Annotated in this window: 18 protein-coding genes and 1 pseudogene; 16 read left to right on the top strand and 3 right to left on the bottom strand. The window is 56.8% G+C overall.

Annotated elements, in window-relative coordinates; translation table 11 throughout:
* From GOB86_RS08370 to GOB86_RS08355, 4 genes and pseudogenes are all read left to right on the top strand, one after another.
* Nucleotides 1–101, top strand: a pseudogene (locus tag GOB86_RS08370) (IS5/IS1182 family transposase); the annotation flags it as partial.
* A 75-nt stretch (nucleotides 102–176) separates the two neighbouring features.
* Nucleotides 177–989: a family 1 encapsulin nanocompartment shell protein gene (locus GOB86_RS08365; RefSeq protein ID WP_165991889.1), complete on the top strand. Its 813-nt coding sequence runs from the start codon at nucleotides 177–179 to the stop codon at nucleotides 987–989.
* 232 nt (nucleotides 990–1,221) lie between these two features.
* Nucleotides 1,222–2,844, top strand: a complete 1,623-nt coding sequence (locus tag GOB86_RS08360; RefSeq protein ID WP_165991888.1) for an ABC-F family ATP-binding cassette domain-containing protein — start codon at nucleotides 1,222–1,224, stop codon at nucleotides 2,842–2,844.
* 50 nt (nucleotides 2,845–2,894) lie between these two features.
* On the top strand, nucleotides 2,895–3,788 hold the full coding sequence (locus GOB86_RS08355; protein ID WP_165991887.1) for a delta(1)-pyrroline-2-carboxylate reductase family protein: 894 nt from the start codon (nucleotides 2,895–2,897) through the stop codon (nucleotides 3,786–3,788).
* Nucleotides 3,789–3,850: 62 nt separating this feature from the next.
* Here GOB86_RS08355 and GOB86_RS08350 read toward each other — a convergent pair whose 3' ends face one another.
* Genes GOB86_RS08350 through GOB86_RS08340 form a run of 3 tightly spaced genes read right to left on the bottom strand, consistent with a single transcriptional unit; the run spans nucleotide 3,851 to nucleotide 7,620 of the window.
* A complete protein-coding gene (locus GOB86_RS08350) occupies nucleotides 3,851–4,918 on the bottom strand; it encodes a tartrate dehydrogenase (protein ID WP_165991886.1) in 1,068 nt (355 codons plus the stop codon).
* A 46-nt stretch (nucleotides 4,919–4,964) separates the two neighbouring features.
* Nucleotides 4,965–6,134: an amidohydrolase gene (locus tag GOB86_RS08345; RefSeq protein ID WP_165991885.1), complete on the bottom strand. Its 1,170-nt coding sequence runs from the start codon at nucleotides 6,132–6,134 to the stop codon at nucleotides 4,965–4,967.
* A 7-nt stretch (nucleotides 6,135–6,141) separates the two neighbouring features.
* A complete protein-coding gene (locus tag GOB86_RS08340; RefSeq protein WP_165991884.1) occupies nucleotides 6,142–7,620 on the bottom strand; it encodes an aldehyde dehydrogenase family protein in 1,479 nt (492 codons plus the stop codon).
* Nucleotides 7,621–7,865: 245 nt separating this feature from the next.
* Between GOB86_RS08340 and GOB86_RS08335 the strand changes: the two genes are divergently transcribed.
* The 12 genes from GOB86_RS08335 (at nucleotide 7,866) to GOB86_RS08280 (ending at nucleotide 21,201) form a co-directional block, all read left to right on the top strand.
* Entirely contained in the window at nucleotides 7,866–9,245 is a 1,380-nt protein-coding gene (locus GOB86_RS08335; protein WP_165991883.1) for an aminotransferase class III-fold pyridoxal phosphate-dependent enzyme, read from the top strand.
* Nucleotides 9,246–9,300: 55 nt separating this feature from the next.
* Complete coding sequence (locus GOB86_RS08330; RefSeq protein WP_165991882.1) at nucleotides 9,301–9,600, top strand: (2Fe-2S)-binding protein; 300 nt, start codon at nucleotides 9,301–9,303, stop codon at nucleotides 9,598–9,600.
* The gene (locus tag GOB86_RS08325; protein WP_165991881.1) at nucleotides 9,585–10,970 is read left to right on the top strand and encodes an FAD/NAD(P)-dependent oxidoreductase; all 1,386 of its coding nucleotides are present in this window, start codon (nucleotides 9,585–9,587) and stop codon (nucleotides 10,968–10,970) included. The genes GOB86_RS08330 and GOB86_RS08325 overlap by 16 nt, the downstream gene beginning before the upstream one ends.
* Complete coding sequence (locus GOB86_RS08320; protein WP_165991880.1) at nucleotides 10,967–12,133, top strand: NAD(P)/FAD-dependent oxidoreductase; 1,167 nt, start codon at nucleotides 10,967–10,969, stop codon at nucleotides 12,131–12,133. Before GOB86_RS08325 ends, GOB86_RS08320 begins: the two co-directional genes overlap by 4 nt.
* Nucleotides 12,134–12,315: 182 nt before the next feature.
* Nucleotides 12,316–12,984, top strand: coding sequence for a haloacid dehalogenase type II (locus tag GOB86_RS08315; protein WP_165991879.1), 669 nt, complete (start codon nucleotides 12,316–12,318; stop codon nucleotides 12,982–12,984).
* 106 nt (nucleotides 12,985–13,090) lie between these two features.
* Nucleotides 13,091–14,692 carry an ABC transporter substrate-binding protein gene (locus GOB86_RS08310; RefSeq protein ID WP_165991878.1) on the top strand — a complete coding sequence of 534 codons (1,602 nt, stop codon included), beginning with the start codon at nucleotides 13,091–13,093 and terminating at the stop codon, nucleotides 14,690–14,692.
* A 2-nt stretch (nucleotides 14,693–14,694) separates the two neighbouring features.
* Nucleotides 14,695–15,651 carry an ABC transporter permease gene (locus GOB86_RS08305; RefSeq protein WP_165991877.1) on the top strand — a complete coding sequence of 319 codons (957 nt, stop codon included), beginning with the start codon at nucleotides 14,695–14,697 and terminating at the stop codon, nucleotides 15,649–15,651.
* The gene (locus tag GOB86_RS08300; RefSeq protein ID WP_165991876.1) at nucleotides 15,648–16,460 is read left to right on the top strand and encodes an ABC transporter permease; all 813 of its coding nucleotides are present in this window, start codon (nucleotides 15,648–15,650) and stop codon (nucleotides 16,458–16,460) included. The genes GOB86_RS08305 and GOB86_RS08300 overlap by 4 nt, the downstream gene beginning before the upstream one ends.
* Entirely contained in the window at nucleotides 16,457–18,259 is a 1,803-nt protein-coding gene (locus GOB86_RS08295) for an ABC transporter ATP-binding protein (protein ID WP_165991875.1), read from the top strand. The genes GOB86_RS08300 and GOB86_RS08295 overlap by 4 nt, the downstream gene beginning before the upstream one ends.
* Before the next feature lie 24 nt (nucleotides 18,260–18,283).
* On the top strand, nucleotides 18,284–19,744 hold the full coding sequence (locus GOB86_RS08290) for an NAD-dependent succinate-semialdehyde dehydrogenase (RefSeq protein ID WP_165991874.1): 1,461 nt from the start codon (nucleotides 18,284–18,286) through the stop codon (nucleotides 19,742–19,744).
* Between the two features lie 78 nt (nucleotides 19,745–19,822).
* Nucleotides 19,823–20,320: an Lrp/AsnC family transcriptional regulator gene (locus tag GOB86_RS08285; RefSeq protein WP_086646813.1), complete on the top strand. Its 498-nt coding sequence runs from the start codon at nucleotides 19,823–19,825 to the stop codon at nucleotides 20,318–20,320.
* Nucleotides 20,317–21,201 (top strand): GNAT family N-acetyltransferase, encoded by an 885-nt coding sequence (locus GOB86_RS08280; RefSeq protein ID WP_242012562.1) that lies wholly within the window; start codon nucleotides 20,317–20,319, stop codon nucleotides 21,199–21,201. The genes GOB86_RS08285 and GOB86_RS08280 overlap by 4 nt, the downstream gene beginning before the upstream one ends.
* Nucleotides 21,202–21,220: the final 19 nt, after the last annotated feature.

The raw sequence follows: 21,220 nt of genomic DNA, 5'->3' as shown, positions 1-21,220 counted from the left end.
TCACGAAGGATGTCGAGGCAACAATCTCGTCATCCCACGCGTGGTTGATGATTGCCCATATCCGCAGAGTTCTGCGAAAAATCAATCAAACCCCTTTCTGATTCAGGCTCTGAGACGCGTGAAGTGCAAGACGGTTCCCTTGGCATTGGATCATTAAAAAATTAAGGACGCCTGATATGAACAACCTGCGCAAACATCTTGCCCCGATTTCTGCCGAAGCATGGTCCCAGATTGAGGAGGAAGCCTCCCGCACCATCCGCCGCCATCTGGCAGGACGCCGCGTGGTGGATACGCCTGAGCCTAAAGGCACCGCTTTTGCAGGCGTTGGAACAGGGCGTGGCAAAAAGATAGACGCATCGGACAACGGTGTGCTCGCTACGCAGCGCGAAGTGCTGCCACTGGTTGAACTGCGTGTTCCCTTTACCCTCTCCCGCGAAGAAATTGACGCAGTCGAACGTGGAGCGCTGGATTCAGACTGGCAGACAGTCAAGGATGCTGCCCAAAAAATTGCCTTTGCCGAGGACCACGCCATTTTCAATGGCTTTGAGGCCGCAGGCATTTGCGGCATGCGTAAAGGTACGTCCAACCCGCACCTTAAACTCCCGCCCATGGCCAAGGATTACCCCCACGCTATTGCCGAAGCCCTGAACGCCCTGCGTCTGGCTGGTGTAAATGGCCCATATTCGGTTGTGCTTGGAGCGCAGGCGCATCTGGCCGTGAGCAGTGGGGATGATGATGGTTACCCCGTTCGCAAACATATCGAAAGCATGATTGACGGCAAAATCATCTGGGCACCCGCACTTGAAGGCGCTTTTGTGGTCTCCATGCGTGGGGGGGATTTTGTTCTGGACATTGGTCAGGACCTGTCGATTGGTTACCTGAGCCACACAGCGGAAACTGTGGAACTCTACCTTCAGGAAAGCTTTGTGTTCCGTGTGTTGACCAGCGAGGCCACAGTTACCCTTGATCATTCCACAACCACTGCCTGATTACTCACCATGCCGGTAAAGCCGGTATGGTCTCAGATGGCGGCCTGTGCATGATAGGAGCGTGCTCAACACCTCCCAATCATACATAGAGCCGCCATTTTTGTGCGTTCAAACCCCGTTCCAGACCGGCGTGCGCAAAACTGAATACCCGCAGCAGTTTACGAAGCTCCGGTGTTACGCAATAAGACTGCTTGTTTTTACCAGTCCCTTACTCGTGCGTCACCGAGGTTCCATGATCCGTCTCGACAACATTAGCAAATATAACGGTCACCGCGTGATCTTTATCGAGGCTTCCGCAGCCTTGCAAAAAGGCGAGAAAATTGGATTGGTGGGCCCCAATGGTGCGGGCAAGACCACATTGTTCCGCCTGATCACGGGGCAGGAGGAACCAGACGAAGGCCACGTCCTGACCGACCGGGGTATTACAGTCGGCTTTTTTAATCAGGATGTGGGGGAAATGGCAGGCCGCAGCGCGGTAGCCGAGGTCATGGACGGTGCTGGCCCCGTAGCCGAGGTGGGGGCAGAACTGAGCAAGCTGGAAGCCGCCATGGCCGATCCCGAACGCTTTGATGAACTGGACACCATACTAGAGCAGTTTGGTGAGGTTCAGGCCCGTTTTGAGGAGTTGGGCGGCTACGCTCTGGACGGCCGTGCGCGGGAAGTGTTGCACGGACTGGGGTTTAGTCAGGAGATGATGGACGGAGACGTGGGGCGTCTTTCCGGTGGCTGGAAAATGCGTGTTGCACTTGCCCGCATCCTGCTGATGAAGCCCGATGTGATGTTGCTTGACGAACCAAGCAACCACCTTGATCTGGAAAGTCTGATCTGGCTGGAGCAGTTTCTGGCGGGGTATGATGGCGCTCTGCTTATGACGTCCCATGACCGGGCCTTCATGAACCGGATCATCAACAAGGTGATCGAGATTGATGGCGGTGCCCTGACCAGCTTTACAGGGGATTACGAGTTTTATGAACAGCAGCGAGCCCTGAACGAAAAACACCAGCAGGCCCAGTTTGACCGGCAGCAGGCCATGCTGGCCAAGGAAGTTGCTTTTATAGAACGGTTCAAGGCCCGTGCCTCCCATGCGGCACAGGTGCAAAGCCGGGTCAAAAAGCTGGACAAAATAGATCGCGTGGAACCGCCCAAACGCAGGCAGGCCATGTCCTTTACATTCCCACCGGCCCCACGGTCAGGGGATTCCGTGGTCAACCTGCGGGGGGTGGATAAAAGTTACGGAAGCCGTGTTATTTATAAAGGACTAGACCTGTTGATCCGGCGGCAGGAGCGCTGTTGTGTGCTGGGTGTGAATGGTGCGGGCAAATCTACCCTACTCAAGCTGGTTACAGGCACAACAGAGCCAGATGCGGGCACTGTTACCTTGGGCGGAAGTGTTAAAATGGGCTATTTTGCCCAGCACGCCATGGACCTGCTGGACGGCGACCGGACAGTTTTTGAAACACTGAACGACACTTTTCCCCTTGCCAGTCAGGGTGCCCTGCGCACAGTGGCCGGTGGATTCGGCTTTTCGGGGGATGATGTTGATAAAAGCTGTCGGGTTCTTTCTGGTGGAGAAAAAGCCCGGCTGGTCATGGCGTTAATGCTGTATGACCCTCCCAATTTTCTGGTGCTGGACGAACCGACCAACCATCTGGATATCGCCACTAAGGAAATGCTGATTACCGCTCTGGCGGATTATGACGGAACAATGCTTTTTGTCTCGCATGACCGGCACTTTCTGGCGGCTCTTTCCAACCGGGTTCTGGAACTCACACCTAACGGTCTGCACCGGTATGATGGCGGATACACGGAATATGTCGCCCGAACAGGCCGGGAGGCACCGGGGCTACACGAATAGACCTGCGGCATAAACCTGCCAGAACACACGGTTTGAAAGTCCCCCTGGACATGAAACACTATTCCGCAACCCAAACTGCCGAACTGCTGCCCTTTGCTGCACTGGTCGATAGACTGGCGCTAACAGTGCAGGATTATGCCAATGGCGACATAATATGCCCTGAACGTGCCGTTGTGGGCGCGCCCAAAGGTACAGGGCTACTTATGGCTATGCCCTGCGCAAGCGCAGATATACTGGTGACCAAACTGTTAACCATTTGCCCGGATAATGCAGGAACTACCCGCCCGACCATTCAGGGGCAAGTGACCTGCGCGGATGCGAGAACAGGCGACCTCCTGTTCTCACTGGATGGGCCTACAGTCACCATGCGCCGTACTGCTGGTATCAGCATGTTGGGCATACGGTTGTTGGCCCGTAACCCCACAAAAAAAGTGTTGCTTATTGGCACAGGCGCACAGGCCAGCGCCCATTGTGCCGCCTTTGCCAGCTTGCACCCTCAAACCACGGTAATGGTGCGTGGGAGGACATCTGATCGGACAAAAGATTTTTGCGAACGGCATAAAACCCTGCCGCTTGACCTGCACCCTGCACACCCGGATGACAAAAATTTTGATGTCGTCATTACTGTTACGCCAAGCAGGCATTGCCTTTATGACGAACAACCAACCCCAGACTGCCTGATTATTGGTGTTGGCGCTTTTCGGCCAGATATGATCGAAGTTGGGCCGCGCGTTGTTCACGCCAGTCGGCTTTATGTTGATGATCCAATCGGTGCGCCAAGTGAGGCAGGAGACCTGATACAGGCCGGGGTGGATTGGTCATGTGTGCACTCCCTCGCTTCGGCTATGCACACCCCACCCCCTACGGGGCAGGCGATTTTTTTTAAATCCGTGGGATGTGCAGCGTGGGACTTGGCTGCCTGCCGGGTTGTAGCACCTGATTAAGGCAAGACCACTCCCACATTGCACATGAGTGCCTGTGGGAGTGAGCCGAGCGTTTGCGCTCCTTAGCCGGGAATGCTCTGCATGATGGCTGCGCCAAGTTCACGCGTTCCGGCTGTGCCGCCCATATCTGGTGTGCGAGGCGTTTCCGGGTTTTCCAACGTTTTTTCAATGGCCTGCATTACCAGACCAGCAGCTTCTGGTTCTCCCAGATGCTCGAGCATCATGGCTGCAGCCCATATCTGCCCAACAGGATTAGCTATAAACCTGCCAGCAATATCGGGCGCGGAACCATGCACCGGCTCAAACATGGAGGGATAGGCACGTTCGGGATTAATATTGGCCGATGGTGCCACGGCAATGGTGCCTGTAATGCCTGGTCCAAGGTCGGACAGAATATCGCCAAACAGGTTACTACCGACGACCACATCAAATCGTTCGGGAGACATGACAAACCGCGCGGCCAGAATATCAATATGGTACTGGTCCATCCGCACGTCCGGATAGTCCTTGCCAATTGCCTCAAACCGGGAATCCCAATAGGGCATGGAGTGGAACAGACCGTTCGATTTGGTAGCTGACGTTACATGCGGACGTCCCAGTTTACGCGCGTATTCGAATGCGTAACGTAGAATCCGGTCCGTGCCGTAACGGGTAAATACGGCTGTCTGCATTGCCCCTTCAGACGGAGTGCCCTCACCAAACACGCCTCCGATCTGGGAATACTCGCCTTCGCAGTTTTCACGTACAATCCAGAAGTCGATGTCTCCGGGTTTTTTGTTTGCCAAGGGGCAAGGAATACCCGGCAAAAGTCTGACCGGCCGCAGGTTGACGTATTGGTGGAATTCACGCCGGATAGGAATAAGCAGCCCCCAGAGCGAAATATGATCCGGCACGGATGGAAAACCGACAGCTCCCAGCAAAATGGAATCACTTTGCGAAAGTTGGTCTATGCCGTCCTTTGGCATCATCTGCCCGGTGCGCAACCATGTTTCACAATTCCAGTCATAATGCCGGAACTTTATTCCAAAATCACAGACTTCCGCCACACGTTCCAGCACGCTCAGGGCTTGTGGCATCACTTCCGTGCCAATGCCATCCCCCGGAATAACAGCGATATCATAAGTTTTCACGCGGATTTATCCTTACAACTAGAACCAAAAACGTATGATTTTTCAATCAGGCCGCATGCCCTGCTGCGGCACATGTATGGGCGAGTTGATGCCAGTAACGCACGCCACGGGTTATGATTGAATCATCAAAATCATAATCAGGTGAATGGAGTTTGTGGGACTCTCCATTGCCGATCATGGCATAGGCACCAGATTTTTTTTGCAGCATGAAGCCAAAATCCTCAGATGCCAGACTGGGAGCAATATCCATATCCGGTGCTGGACCACCCAATTGCACCTCAAGCGCCTGCATGGCCTGGCGTGCAATCTGGGTTGCGCGGTGTTCGTTAACAGTAACCGGATAGGGTTGATGAAAATTTACATCTATATCAACACCATGAGCCACCCCAAGCCCGTCGCACAGGCGTTGGAGGCCATCCTTGAGTTCATTCAGAACCAACGGGTCTAAGGCCCGCAGGGTACCCGCCAGCCTTGCGGTTTCTGGCAATATATTATCCGTCGTTCCTGCATCAAAAATACAGAACGATAACACCGCAGGAATAACCGGGTCCGTGCGACGGGCAACCAGTAACTGGGCCTCCTGCACCAAAGCCGCGCCTATGGTCAGTGGGTCCGTGCCCATATGCGGCTGGGCGGCATGTGAGCCTTTACCGGTAATCCGAATGGCAAAGCGCCAGCCCCCGGCCATGATCGGGCCTGTACGCACACCAAGCCGACCTGCCTCCAGACCCGGCCAGTTGTGCAGGCCAAAGCAGTAATCGGTGGGAAACAGGTCGAACAGACCTTCATCTATCATAACCTGCGCCCCTGCCCCGCCCTCTTCGGCAGGTTGGAACACAAAGTAGATTTTGCCGCACGGTGGTGGGTCTGCCTTAAGCAATGCGGCGGCCCCCAGCAGCATGGCCGTGTGTCCATCATGCCCACAGGCATGCATGACCCCGGGATTGCATGATGCCCACGGAACCTGCCCTGCTTCACTCACTGGTAGGGCGTCCATGTCGGCACGTAGCATAATGGCCGGGCCTGCACGGCCTGTGTCCAACGTGGCGACAACTCCTGTACGGGCAAGGCCGGTGTGTGGCATGTAACCAAAATTCTGCAAATGTTGTGCTACAACAGCGGCAGTTCTTTGCTCCTCGAACCTGAGCTCGGGGTGGGTATGTAAATCCCTGCGCAATTCGGCCAGAAAGGTCGTATCCACAGCCAATGGCTTCATTGCCACTTTACTCCGCTGCCATCAGAACACTTTTTAGGCGAAGGTTAGCCTCGAACGCCTGCCGCCCGAGGTCCTTGCCAATACCTGAACCGCCAAAACCGCCTGTTGGAATAACAAAATCCGAAGAACGGCCATAACGGTTGACCCAGACCGTGCCAGCCCTGAGCGTACGAATGGCACGCATGGCGCGAGAAAGTGAGGCGGTATGCACTCCAGAGGCCAGCCCGTAGACGGGGTGTTCAGCCAGAGCAAAGGCCTCATCATCCTCATCAAAAACCTGTATGGCCAGCACAGGGCCAAAGACTTCTTCCTGCCACAAAGCACATTCGACATTCTGGACCATCGCCATACCGGGGGAGAGAAAAACCCCACCTGTTGGCGCATCCATGCGCCTGCACGCGACAAGCTCTTGCGCTCCAGAGCTTACACTGCCCTGCACCAATGCAAGAATACGCTGCGCCTGTGTTTCCGAAATAATGGGCGAGTAAGAGGCTGCGGCATCCCATGGAGCCAGCGCCACAACCTCCCCACATCGGGCGGTCAGGGCTGCGATCAGGGCATCAGCAACACCCCGTTGCACAATAAGGCGGGAGCCGGTTACGCAAACCTGCCCGGCATTCCCCGTAAATGCACGAAAAATACGGTCCGCGACCTCATTCACGCAGGGAATATCATCAAAAACCAGTTGCGGGCTTTTGCCCCCCAGTTCCAGCGTTACGGGTTTTGGGCCACTTTCCGCAGCAGCTTTCATCACCGCAATGCCGGTGCGGGTGGAGCCGGTAAAACTCAGCTTGCCAATTGCGCCATGCCGGCAAATGGGTTCCCCCGTGGCAAGCCCGGTACCCTGCACAACATTGAACAGCCCTACGGGAATCCCGGCTTCCACCGCAAGTTCGGCCAGCCTGACGGCTGAAAACGGTGTCATCTCCGAGGGTTTGAGCACCGTGCCATTGCCTGCCGCCAGTGCAGGCACCACTTTCCAGCTTGCCATGACCAGAGGGAAATTCCACGGCGCAATTGCACCAGTAACCCCATAAGGTTCATACACGGTCATTCCCAGCAGATTGGTAGCCGTGGCTGCTACGTCCCCTCCGACTTTATCGCAGTATTCTGCAAAAAACCTTATTCCTTCGGCAAGGAAAGGAATGTCCCAACCAAGGGTCTGGGCTATGGGGCGGGTGGAGCACACAGTTTCCAGGCGCGCCAGTTCGGTTGCGTTGCGTTCAACCAGATCAGCCCAGCGGCGCATGACCCGGGCGCGCTCGCGGGGGGCACAGGTGGCCCACCCGCTCTGGCGCTGCACGCGGGCAGCAGTTTGTGCTGCCTCATCTACAATATCTGCTCCGGCTTCTGGCAAACCGGCTATGACGCGACCATTCCCAGGGCTGGTTACGGGAATATCCGCAGGGCCGGAAACAAGCCTGCCTGCCAGAAAATGCCCGACTGGCAACACCACATCTTCTGGACGGAAACCGAGATTGCTCACGCTCTACTCTCCCTGCATTATGCCTGTACAAACGCCAGTCAGGTCATTGCGGTATCGTAGTTTTTCTTATCCTTGCGCACGGCGCAAACACTAAAACGGGGCAAAGGGCAATTTAATGCTTTCTTACAGCACCCGCGTCCAGAACAGCATAATCCGCTATCGTAACGACTGGTTATGGCACCATATTTTCCGCCTGTACCAGCATAGGAAAAACAAGGCCAACAACACAACGGATATCAACAGCCATGACTCCAGAGACACTTGTATCACTCGATCGTGCCCACCTGATCCATCCCGTCTCCTCATGGCGTGATCAGGAAGAGCACGGACCGCGCATTCTGCAATCCGGTCAGGGCTCGTGGCTGACGGATATTCATGGCAACAAACTGCTCGACGGGTTTGCTGGTCTCTGGTGCGTTAATGTTGGTTACGGTCAACAAAGCGTTGTACAGGCCGCTGCCGAGCAGATGACCCGCCTGCCCTATGCCACCGGGTATTTTGGCTTTGCGAGCGAAAGCGCAATTACGCTGGCCTCCCGCCTTGCCGCAGTCACACCGGGGGACCTGAACCGGGTCTTTTTCTCGCAAGGTGGGTCGGATGCCGTGGATAGCGCCTTGCGCTTTATCCGTTTTTACCAGCATGCCCGTGGCACACCGGGTAAAAAGCATGTCATTGGTCTGGCCCGTGGTTACCATGGCAGCACCTATACCGGTGCCGGGCTTACTGCCCTTGCCGCATTCCACCGTAACGCTGACGTGCCTCTTTCATGGCAGCACCATATTCCAAGCCCAGACCCCTACCGCCACCCTAAAGGGCCGGATGCCGCAGCGATTATTGCCGCCTGCGTTGCCGATTTGCGCAGCAAGGTAGCGGAACTGGGTGGCCCCGAACATGTAGCTGCGTTCTTTTGCGAGCCTGTTCAGGGTTCCGGCGGTGTTGCCGTGCCACCTGTTGGCTGGCTGCGCGCCATGCGCGAGACCTGCCGTGAACTGGATATTCTGTTTGTGACCGACGAAGTGATTACAGGCTTTGGCCGCACCGGCCCCCTGTTTGCCTGTGAACACGAAAACGTTGTGCCTGACATGATGACCGTGGCCAAAGGCCTGACCTCAGGCTACGCCCCTATGGGGGCCGTGTTCATGAGCGAGGGCATGTATGCCACAATCCGTGATGCCACCCCGGCAGGTGTTGCGGTGGGCCATGGCATGACCTACAGCGCACACCCGGTTAGTGCTGCCATTGGCCTTGCCGTGCTGGATCTTTATCAGAACGGACTGCTTGAAAACGGTGTGCGTTCAGGCGTTCATCTGGCCGCCCGCCTTGCAGCAATGAAGGACCATCCTCTGGTGGGAGACACGCGCTCCATGGGCATGCTGGCTGCCATAGAACTGGTAACTGACAAAAAAGCCAAGACCAAACCTGCTCCCTCGCTCGGCATTTCTAAAAAAATGGCCAAAATTGGCTATGAAAACGGTGTGCTGTTCCGCGCCTTTGGCGATGATATTATCGGGCTTGCTCCTCCCCTGTGCATGACACTGGAAGAGACCGACATAATGTGCGATCGTATCGAAGCCGTATTGAATGCGTTACTGGATGACAAGGACATAGCCGCAGCAATTGCCTGAGACACAGAGCCGTGGCGCGTATAGCGCCACGGCACATGGCAGGAGGTTCGCCCTGATGAAGGGACTTTTCCGACGTGTGTCCGAAACACAGCGGTCACCCATTACCATAACAGTCGATGGACAGCCTGTAACAGCGCTTGAGGGGGACACTGTTCTAACCGCAGTTCTGCTAGCGGGCGGACAGCTACGTCATAATGAGTTTGACGGCAAACCCCGTGCAGGTTTCTGCCTTATGGGGGCCTGTCAGGACTGCCGCGTATGGACCGAAAACGGTGATGAACTTCGCGCCTGTTCCACTCCGGCCACACACGGCCTTCGTATAGTGACAGCAGAGGTGCCATGGACAAGCCAGTAGTTATTGTTGTCGGGGCGGGGCCTGCTGGCACGCGCGCGGCACAAACCCTTGTTCACGCTGGCCTGCGCCCGGTCGTGCTGGACGAAAACCGACAGCAGGGCGGCCAGATATACCGCAGGCAACCCGAAAACTTTGTACGCCCGGCCAAAAAGCTGTATGGCGCAGCAGCCCGCTCGGCCACCGCGTTGCACACGGCATTTGCTGAATTGCTGCCCCATATCGACTACCGGCCAGAAACACTGGCTTGGGGTGTTGTGGACCAGCAACTCCTGACCGAACATGCGCAGCGCGTTGAAGCCATTACCTATGATGCCCTGATTATTGCCACAGGGGCCACCGACCGCATTATGCCCTGTCCGGGCTGGACGTTGCCCGGCGTATTCACACTTGGTGGTGCGCAGATAGCGCTCAAGGCACAAGCCTGCGCCATTGGCAGCGCCCCTGTGTTCATGGGCACAGGACCGCTGCTCTATCTGGTTGCGTGGCAGTACCTCAAAGCAGGGGTAAAGCCATGTGCCGTGCTGGATACGTCGTCTCTCAAAACACGTATCAAGGGGCTGCGAGGGCTACGGCACCGGCCTGCCATACTCGCACAGGGTGTGCGTTACATGGCCGATCTTATGCGTTCTGGAGTGCCCCTGCATGCTGGCATCCAGCCTGTACGCATAGAAGAGCACGAAGATGATGATGGTCTAAGGGTAAGAGGCGTGACGTGGCGGAACAGCCGTGGCCAGTTACGCCATACGGTGGGAGACGCCGTTGGCATGGGTTACGGCCTGCGCTCCGAAACGCAACTGGCCGATCTGCTGAAATGTGACTTTGCGTTTGACGCCACCTCCCGCCAGTGGTTGCCCGTGACAGATGTGGACGGTGCCACATCCCAGCAGGGTATTTACATGGCTGGCGATGGCGCGGGCATACGCGGGGCTGACGGCGCGGAATATGCTGGTGCTCTGGCCGCCCTACGTTGCCTTGCGGATATGGGGCATAATGTTCCCGCACAGAATATGACCCGGCTGCGTAAGGCGCTGGAACCCATGAACGCCTTCCGCCACGGGTTGGAAACAGGATTCCCATGGCCATGGCGTAACGCTGCCTCTTTGCCCGATGAAACCGTGGTCTGCCGGTGCGAGAACGTGACCGCAGGGGATATCCGACGTGCCGCAGGCGCACTGGATGCCCCCGAAGTCAACCGGGCCAAAGCGTTTGTCCGTGTGGGCATGGGGCGCTGTCAGGGCCGTATGTGTGGACTTGCCGGGGCCGAAATTCTGGCCGCCGCCCGCCAAATGCCCATCGAGCAGGCAGGCCGCATCCGTAGTGCCGCCCCCATTAAACCCTTACCCGCTAAAATCCGGGGTATTATGATATGAGCCACCCTGCCCAACCCGTTACACGCACCACAGCACGGGCCGATGTTATTATTGTTGGCGGCGGCATTATGGGGGCGGCCACCGCTTTTTTTGCGCGCCAGCAAGGTCTATCTGTCATTTTGCTGGAGCGTGATCTGGTCGGCCAGTACGCATCGGGCACAAACTTTGGGAATGTGCGCCGTCAGGGTCGTTTTTTACCTCAACTCCCTCTCGCCAACAGGTCCCGGACCATATGGGGTGATCTGCCCAAACTGATCGGGGAAAATGTTGAGTTCCTGCCCAGTGGTCATGTACGCGTTGCGTTTAAGCCCGAGGATAGCGCACGGCTGGAAAAATATGCACAGGACTGCAAACCCTACGGATTAGATCTGGAACTTTATAGCGGACGCAAAGCGGTAGAGCGGTTTCCCATGCTTGACCCGGATGTGGATTGTGCCTCTTTTTCTCCGCTCGACGGGCATGCAAACCCTCGCCTTGCGGCCCCGGCGTTTGGCCGTGCGGCACGGCGTGCAGGTGCGACCGTGCTGGAAGGGACAGAAGTTAGCAACATTACGCGTTCTGCCGAGGACTTTGTGGTTGAAACAACCAAAGGCCAGCGCTTTACAGCGCCCCTGCTCCAGATTTCCAGCGGGGCATGGGGCCAAAAAATGGCCGCAGCCTTTGGCGAAGACCTTCCCCTGACCCCCAAAGCCCCGCAAATGGGGGTAACAGAACCCGTTCCCTATCGTATTCATCCTGTCATTGGTTATGCGTCATGGGTAGAAGAAGAGGGTGTTTATCTGCGGCAGGTAGAGCGTGGTAATATTGTTTTTGGTGGGGGACTACGCGGCACAGTGGACCTAGCCGCCAAACGTGCTTACCTGAACCCGCTCAACACCGTGCGGCAGATGCCGCATCTGCAACGTATTCTGCCCGATTTTGCCCGTCTGCGTGTTATTCGTACATGGACCGGGATTGAAGGCTACACCGATGATGACCTCCCTGTTATGGGGCCAAGTGCGCGGGTGCCGGGGCTTTACTATGCCTTTGGCTTCTGCGGGCATGGTTTTCAGCTAGGGCCGGGCGTGGGAGCAACCATGGCGGACCTGCTGGCGACAGGCAAAACAGAAATTCCTCTGGCCCCCTTTAGCATAGCCCGGTTTTTAAAGCCGCCTGCTTTGTAACATTACCGGCGCTGCCAGCTATTTTTCAGCAGGCGAGACCGGGCTGGTGCCTCCACGGCATTTTCTGTGGTCATTTTTCCAACATACAGAATGCTGTGCTGCATAAACAAAGAAAGCAGTAGCATTCTCCGTTCAGTTTATGTTGTCATATCGTAACGTTAATCAGACGGATAAAAAACATCATGACGACGTTCAGGCCCAAATTCGTAACATTCGACTGCTACGGCACCCTGACCCGCTTCCGCATGAGCGACATGGCGCGTGAGCTTTACGCCGATGTTGTTCCCCCCGAAGGAATGGAGCAGTTCTGCAAGGACTTTGCCGCCTACCGACTGGATGAGGTGCTTGGTCCGTGGCAGCCCTACCGCTACGTGCTGCTTAATGCCATGGAGCGGACCTGCAAAAAGTGGAATGTTCCCTTCGCTCCCGAAGTGGCGAACAAGTTTTATGAAGCTGTTCCCACATGGGGGCCGTGGGACGATGTGCCCGCAGGTCTGTCCAAGGTTGCCAAAGAAGTGCCGCTGGTCATTCTTTCCAACGCGTCCAACACACAGATCCATTCCAACGTGGCCAAGCTTGGCGCGCCTGTGCATGCCGTATTCACGGCGGAAGACGCGCAGGCCTACAAGCCGCACATGCGTGCGTTTGAATACATGCTGGACAAGCTGGGTTGCGGGCCTGAAGACATTCTGCACGTCTCGTCCTCCCTGCGCTACGACCTGATGACAGCGCATGATCTGGGCATTCGCAACAAGGTTTTTGTGGCCCGCGGCCATGAACCCTCCACCCCATATTATGGTTACACCGAAATCCCCGACATTGGTGGCCTACCCGGCGTTCTGGGTCTGTAAGACGACACTCCCTGAGCGGGGCAATTAGCCACAGCAGTACCTGCCCCGCTCTTTTTCACCCCTGTTTTCCTCTGGTTGGAGCGTGTTGATGCTGAACCGACGCAACATGATAAAACAGGGTACACGTATGGTTGCCGCCAGCATGTGTGCCACCCGACCTTGGTTGGGCGTCGCACGTGCCGCCGATGGTCGTGAAACCACGACCGGGCCAGTTGAAGCCGGGCAATGGGGCACACAACCCCGCACAGGCGGGCATGTGCGGGCCGCCTCCACATCCGGTTCCCTGAGCGACACGCTGGACCCGGCGCGCCAGTCCATGGCGACCGATTACCTGCGTGGCAATATGTTCTACGATGGTCTTGTGGCACTGGACGAGACCCTTACCCCACGCCCAGCCCTTGCCCAGAGTATTGAAAGCTCCGATTTTCAGACATGGCATATCCAGTTGCGCAGCGGTGTGTGCTTCCATGATGGAGCACCGCTGACATCGGCTGATGTTGTGTATTCCATCCTCCGCCATAAAGACCCTGCACTTGGTTCACAGGTGCACTATCAGGCTATGGCCATGCATGCCGTTCGCGCAGACGGACCATTGGGGGTGGTGATCGAACTGGCTGCGCCCAATATCGCTTTTCCCTCCGTTCTGGGGCTGACCAATTTTGCCATTATCCGCGATGGCACAACACGCTTTGAAACCGCCAACGGCACAGGCCCCTTTACCTGCGCCGTTTTCCAGCCCGGTGTGCGTTCGGTTGCCCTGCGTAACACCAACTTCTGGAACCCCGGCGGTGTGTGGGTGGACTCACTGGAACTGATCTCCATTAGTGATGATATGGCCCGGCACAACGCCCTGCTCTCGGGGGATGTGGATATTATTGCCGCAGTGGATCCCCGGCTTGTCGCTCTTGTTCGCAAACGCAACATTGCGGTTATGGAGAGCCCGACAGGCACCTACACCAATCTGGCTATCCGTCAGGACGTAGGACCGGGGGAAAATGCAGATTTTGTGCAGGCCATGAAGTTGCTGTTCAACCGCGAACAGATGCGCAATTCCATTTATCTGGGCTTTTGCCGTGCTGGCAATGACCAGCCCCTGCCCCCCGAACACCGCTTTTGTAACACCGATCTGCCCCAGACCGTTTATGACCCGGATAAAGCGCGGTTCTTGCTTAAAAAAAACGGTTTTCTCAACCAGAGCCTGCCGCCCCTCATCTGTTCGCCAGCAGCAAACGGGTCAGTGGAAATGGCGGTGCTCCTCCAGAATGCAGCACAAAATATTGGCCTGCGCCTGGACGTACGGCGCATGCCCGCGGATGGCTACTGGAGCCAGTCATGGATGCGGTTCCCCATGGGGTTTGGTAATGTCAATCCACGCGCATCTGCCGATATGACCTTCGCACTCAGCTTTGCCTCGACCGCCCCATGGAATGAGGCACATTGGCGCGACCCACGTTTTGATCAACTGCTGGTCCTTAGCCGCCAGGAACCGGACGAGACCAGGCGTCATGCCCTGTATAACGACATGCAGGCCATGATCCACGCGGGTTCAGGCGTGTGTATTCCCTCTTTCATTACCAGTCTGGATGGTTTTCACCCCCGGATACAGGGTTTACACCCGCATCAGGGCGGGCAGTTGATGGGGTATAATTTTGCCCGCCACATATGGGTCAATGACCAACCGGCCTCTGCCAAAACTGGGGGGCAATGACCATGACCGCAAAGCTCGGCATGGCGATTGCCCGCAGGCTTGGCGCATCCTGTGTCTCCCTGATTTTTGTGGTGGTGGCGGTCTTTTTTATTACCTCTGCCCTACCCGGAGATGTTGCCCAGTCCCTGCTGGGGCAGGCTGCAACATCTGATTCCGTGGCAGCCCTGCGCCACAGCCTGCGGCTGGACCAGCCCGTTATCCTGCGTTTTGCAAGCTGGGCTGGTGGGTTGCTCAGGGGGGATTTTGGCGTATCGCTGGTCAGCCACCAGTCCGTCATGAGCATGGTGCATGAACGCCTGATTCACTCGCTTTTACTCGCGGGCATTACAACCCTGTTTGCCGTTCCCATGGCTCTAGCGCTGGGCACTCTCTCTGCCATCTTCCGCAATACGATTTTTGATCGTGCTGTGTCCCTGCTGACCCTTTGCGTGGTTTCCGTGCCGGAGTTTTTGGTCGCTACACTGGCAGTTCTTGTTTTTGCTGTGCAACTACATCTGTTACCTGCTCTTGCCAGCATTAGTGACATTCACTCCATTGGGTCATTTCTGGCAGCGTTTTCCATGCCGGTTGCAACACTTGGCTGCGTGATTGTAGGCCAGATGGCACGCATGACCCGCGCGGTTATGGTGAACGTTCTCAGTTCATCATGGGTGGAAATGGCTGTGCTCAAGGGGGTCTCCCCCACGGCGATCATTCTACGCCATGTTTTACCCAATGTTATAGCGCCGTTGTTCAATGTCATGGCGCTCAGCCTTTCCTATCTTCTGGGAGGCGTGGTGATTGTGGAATCTGTTTTTCATTACCCCGGAATTGCCAGCCTGATGGTGGATAGCGTGGCCTCGCGCGATATTCCGCTGGTGCAGACCTGCGCGCTCATTTTTTGCGCTGCTTATCTGCTGCTGACCACTCTGGCCGATATTGTGGCCCTGTTCTCCACGCAGGAAAGGACCCGCGCATGACGCTTACCCTGCCCCTGCGCCGCCTGTCCCCTTTGTTGCAGGTGCCAGTCGTTATTACGCTCTTCTGGCTGGCTGTGGCTTTTGCAGGCCCTTTCATTGCTCCGTGCCTGCCCGGAGAGGTTGTCAGTTCAACAGTATTTGCCCCCATATCTGCCCAGCACCTGCTGGGGACAGACTATCTGGGGCGTGATGTGCTGACCCGCCTGCTCTACGGCACCAGCAGCACCGTGCTGCTCTGTGCGGCAGCCACGGTGCTGGCCTGTACCGCAGGAGCTTTTCTGGGCATGATGGCAGCCCTGCAGCAAGGCATGACCGACACCCTGCTTTCGCGCTTTATGGACGGGGTCATTTCCATTCCATCCCTGCTGAGCGGACTAGTGGCGGTGGCGACTTTTGGCTCATCTGTGCCGGTTCTGGTGCTGGCAATGGCTTGTATTTACATGCCTGGCTCCTACCGCACATGCCGGATGCTTGCCCTGTCCATTGTGCAGAAAGATTTTATTCTGGCTGCACGCATGCGGGGGGAAAAAACCGGATATCTGGTCGTGCGCGAAATTCTGCCCAACATGACCGGTCCCGTTCTGACCGATGTGGGGTTGCGGTTCATTTACGCCGTAAGGCTGCTGAGCAACCTGAGCTTTCTGGGAGTTGGATTGCAACCCCCACAGACGGACCTGGGTTCCCTCACGCGTGAGAACCTGCTGGGTCTTGTTTACGGCGCTCCTGCCGTTATTGCCCCCGCGCTGGCCATTGCATGCCTGACCGTGGGGCTCAACCTTGCTCTGGACGGCAAAGGACGCCGCCAATGACCCGGCAGAACCCCACATCCCCCCCGCCCCTGATCTCGGTGCAAAATCTGTGCCTGACCGGCCGCAGGGGCACGGGGCCAGAAACGCCTATTGTCTCCAATGTCAGCTTTGATGTGGCGGAAGGAGAGATGCTGGCCCTGATCGGTGAATCCGGCTCGGGCAAAACCAGCATAGCCCTTGCCCTGACCGGCTATGCCCGGGCGGGTTGCCGCATCGCGCAGGGCGAACTCCGGGTCGCCGGGCATGATGTGCGCACCATGAATGCAAGCGAATTACGCAGCTTTCGGGGCAAAACAATCGCCTATATTGCCCAGAACGCCGGTGCTGCCTTTAACCCCGCCCTGCCCCTTATGGAGCAGGTGATTGAGCCAGCCCTCGCGCACCATATTCTCCCACGCAAGGAGGCGGTGGAGCACGCAATAGCCCTGTTCGAGATGATGGCGCTGCCCACCCCCCATACCATTGGTGCGCGTTACCCACATGAATGTTCGGGAGGCCAACTCCAGCGGATCATGGCTGCCATGGCTCTGATAACCGAGCCTGAAGTGGTTATTTTTGACGAACCCACAACAGCACTCGATGTTACAACCCAGATAGAAGTGCTGGAGGCTTTTCGCGTAGCCATGCGGCAGTGTGGGTTTACTGGCGTTTACGTCACCCATGATCTGGCCATTGTCGCCCAGATGGCTGACCGCGCCGTCGTGCTCAAAAACGGCAATGTGCAGGAGGAAGGCACGACCCGGCAGATACTGAGCAAACCCGCACAGCCCTATACCCAGCAGCTTGTTGCCGCCAGCCAACCCCACCTGCGTAACCATGACTCCCCGCCCCTGAGCGCACCGCTGCTTGATATAAAAAATCTGGTCGTTGGCTATGGCCCCCCCATGGCCAATGGCCGCCCCACGCACACCATTGTGGATAATGTCAGCCTGCCGGTCTGTGCAGGAGAAACATTAGGCATTATCGGTGAATCCGGGTGCGGTAAAAGCACACTCATTCGGGCCATGGCAGGCATCCAGCCATGGGCAGATGGGAGCATGATGTTTGATGGCCAGCCCCTGCCGGCCAGAATTGAGGAACGCACTCCACAGCAGCGCCAGCACATGCAACTGGTCGCGCAGAACGCTGACCTTGTGCTCAACCCCGCCATGACCGTGGAAGCAACACTCCGCCGTGTGCTGACATTTTATAACGAAGATGCCTCTGACGCCGCCATAAAGCGGGTGTTGGATATGGTGCGCCTGCCTCAGGCTCTGGCCGGGCGTTACCCTCCCCAGCTTTCTGGCGGGCAAAAGCAGCGGGTAAACCTCGCCCGTGCACTGGCTGCACGCCCCCGCCTTGTCCTGTGCGACGAAATAACTGCCGCACTCGATACCGTGGTGGCTGCTGCCATTTTGGACCTGATGATGGAACTCAAGCGGGAACTCGGTCTTTCATGGCTGTTTGTCACGCATGATCTGCACGCGTTGCGGTCGGTCTGTGATCATGTGGCTGTTCTGTATGCGGGACATTGCGTGGAATTTTCCACGGCTGCCGCCCTGAACGTACCACCGCACCACCCCTATACCCGCAAGCTAGAAAACTCAGTGCCCGAGATGCAACCCGGTTGGCTGGACGGGGTTATCCAGCACAACGGTCTTAGGCAGAGCGGAGCGGAACGCGCACCGGCAACGGGGTGCAGCTACATGCCGCGTTGCCCGGTTGCGGTGGCAGAGTGTGCGCAGGCTCCCCCCCACACATGGCAGGCCCCTTCGGGCGCACACATCGCCTGCCACTTACATGCTCAAGATTTATCCTGACCCCTTTATTATTAGGAGAACACCATGGCGCTACTCGATCTTCATGATTCCACACTCTTCCGCCAGCAGGCCTTTATTGCAGGTACGTGGTGCAATGCGGCGGATGGTCAATGCATTGATGTGGACAACCCCGCAACGGGGGAAATTATTGGCTCCGTACCAGCCTGCACAGCAGAAGATACTCAAAGAGCGGTTGAGGCCGCCCGCGTTGCGCAACTGACGTGGCGCAGCAAAACTGGCACACAGCGGGCGGAAGCGCTGGCCACATGGTACCAGCTTGTTATGGACAATGTGGAGGACCTTGCCAAAATTATGACCACCGAGCAGGGCAAGGTTCTGGCCGAAGCGCGGGGTGAGGTCCGCTATGCAGCCTCTTTTCTCAAATGGTACGCCGAGGAAGCGCGCCGGAGCGAAGGCAGTATTCTGAGCACGGCAGACCCGGCCCGGCGCGTATTGGTGCTTAAGCAACCCATAGGTGTTACAGCCGCCATTACGCCATGGAACTTTCCTCTGGCCATGATCACCCGCAAATGTGGGCCTGCCATTGCCGCAGGGTGCAGCATGGTGATCAAACCATCCGAACTGACGCCCTTTTCTGCTCTGGCTCTTACCGTCCTTGCAGAACGCGCGGGCCTGCCCGCAGGTTTGCTAAGCGTTATTACGGGTCTGCCCGCAGCCGTGGGCAAAGTGCTGACCGAAAGCCCGGTTGTGCGCAAGCTCACATTTACCGGCTCTACTGGCGTGGGTAAAATTCTACTCGAACAATCCGCTGCTACCGTAAAAAAATGCAGTATGGAACTGGGTGGCAATGCGCCTTTCCTGGTGTTTGATGATGCGGATGTGGACGCTGCGGCCGAAGGGATTATGCAAAGCAAATTCCGCAATGCCGGACAGACTTGTGTTTGTGCCAACCGCGTACTGGTGCAGGACGGCATATGGGACCGCCTGCTCCTTGCCGTTATGGCCAAGGTTGAGGCTCTGCAGGTTGGTGCGGGCATGGAACCCGGGAGCACAATTGGACCACTAATCAACGATGCTGCCGTGGCCAAGGTGCGTGCCCATGTGGAAGATGCCTTGAGCAAAGGTGCCCGCTACGTGGGGGCTCCCCTGCGCACGGAAGGCCGCTTTGTATGGCCGGTTGTGCTTGAAGGTGTCACCACCGACATGCGCGTTGCACACGAGGAAACATTTGGCCCCGTGCTGCCCCTGTTCCGCTTTAAAACCGAGGAAGAGGCCGTAACAATTGCCAACAACACACCTTTTGGACTGGCAAGCTATTTTTTCACCAACGACATCCGCCGTCTGTGGCGCGTGGGAGAAGCGCTGGAATTTGGCATGATTGGCCACAATACCGGTGCAATTTCCATGGAAAGCGTGCCTTTTGGCGGGGTCAAGGAATCCGGCCTTGGGCGTGAAGGCGGACATGCTGGTATGGAAGAGTTCATGGAAACGAAGAGTCTGCACCTCGGCGGGCTTGACGTTTGACATCCGGAACATTCTGATCAGTGTTTATCAGCCCCGCCGCGGGGCTGACCCATCCTTGCTCTGGAGATCGTCTCTGCCATGCAGCCCACCCCAAAGCTGGACAGAATTGACCTTAAAATTCTCACGCAGTTGCAACGCAATGGTCGGCTGACCAATGTTGAACTTGCCAACAGGGTTGGTCTTTCGGCCAGCCCCTGCCTCATCCGCGTCAAGCGGCTGGAGGCTGCGGGCTACATAACAGGCTACGGCGCGCAGATTGATATCCGTAAGATTACGTCCATTCTGACGGTTTTTACGGAAATCACCCTCTCTGACCACAGACGCCATGACTTTGCACGCTTTGAAAGCCACGTCAGCAAGCTTGATACCGTTGTGGAATGCCACCTTATTAGCGGGGGGTATGACTATCTGGTCAAATTCATTACCCGCGATGTGGAGCATTACCAGATTATTATGGAAAACCTTCTTGAGCTGAACATCGGGATCGAGAAGTACTTCAGTTATATCGTGATAAAATCCCCTATCGTAAAAGAATCTTTTCCGATTCAGGACTTTTTCCCGGAGCAGAAAATTTGACCCAGACCGCCACCTCTCCCCCTGTCCTGCATACCCAGATCACATTCCGCTCCATGCAGCCCGAAGACCTTGCGCAGGCTTGGCAGCTCTCCAAAGACCTAGCATGGCCCCACAGGCTGGAAGACTGGGAGCAAATGCTTGCTCTGGGCAACGGCTTTGTTGCCACAACGGCTGATGGCTCTGTGGTGGGCACACTCCTGTGGTGGCAGTGGGGCACACAGGCTGCCAGCATGGGCATGATTATTGTCAGCCCAGCGTGGCAGGGCCATGGCGTGGGCAAGCACCTTATGGCCTTGGCGCGGCAGGCTTTGCCGGGTTATCGGCTCCACCTCAACGCGACATCCGCCGGAGTGCCTCTCTACGAAAAAAGTGGCTTTCACTCCACGGGCGTCGTCATGCAGCATCAGGGTAATGTTTCCACCGTGCCACTGATCCCCCTGCCCGAAGGTTGTCGCATGCGCCCGATGGGAGCGGCCGACCTTGGTGCAATCTGCGCCATGGACCAGGCCGCCCTCAAGCTTGACCGCTCCGCCCTGCTCCTGCGGCTTATGGAGGATGGACGCGGCATTCTGGTGGATTCAGAAAAAGGAATCCTGGGTTTTTCCTTCTGCCGTAAATTCGGCTGGGGGCAGGCCACAGGCCCTATTGTTGCGCTGGATCAGACTTTTGCCCTGCCCATGCTGGCCTATTGGGCGGGCACATGTGCTGGGCAGTTCCTACGGGTCGATATTCCTCAGGACGAAACCGTAGCCGGGTTGCTGGACCAATGGGGCCTGCTGCGCGTGGGCTCTGTTGTATCCATGGTGACCGAAGAAACCGAGAACGATACCTCAGCCCAGTCCCCCACCTGCTTTGCCCTTTGCAGCCAGGCCCTTTGCTAATCAAACGCGCGATTACCCT

The organism is Acetobacter lambici, assembly GCF_011516885.1.
GTDB classification, from domain to species: Bacteria; Pseudomonadota; Alphaproteobacteria; order Acetobacterales; family Acetobacteraceae; genus Acetobacter; species Acetobacter lambici.
This window is presented reverse-complemented; position numbering and strand designations above follow the sequence as displayed.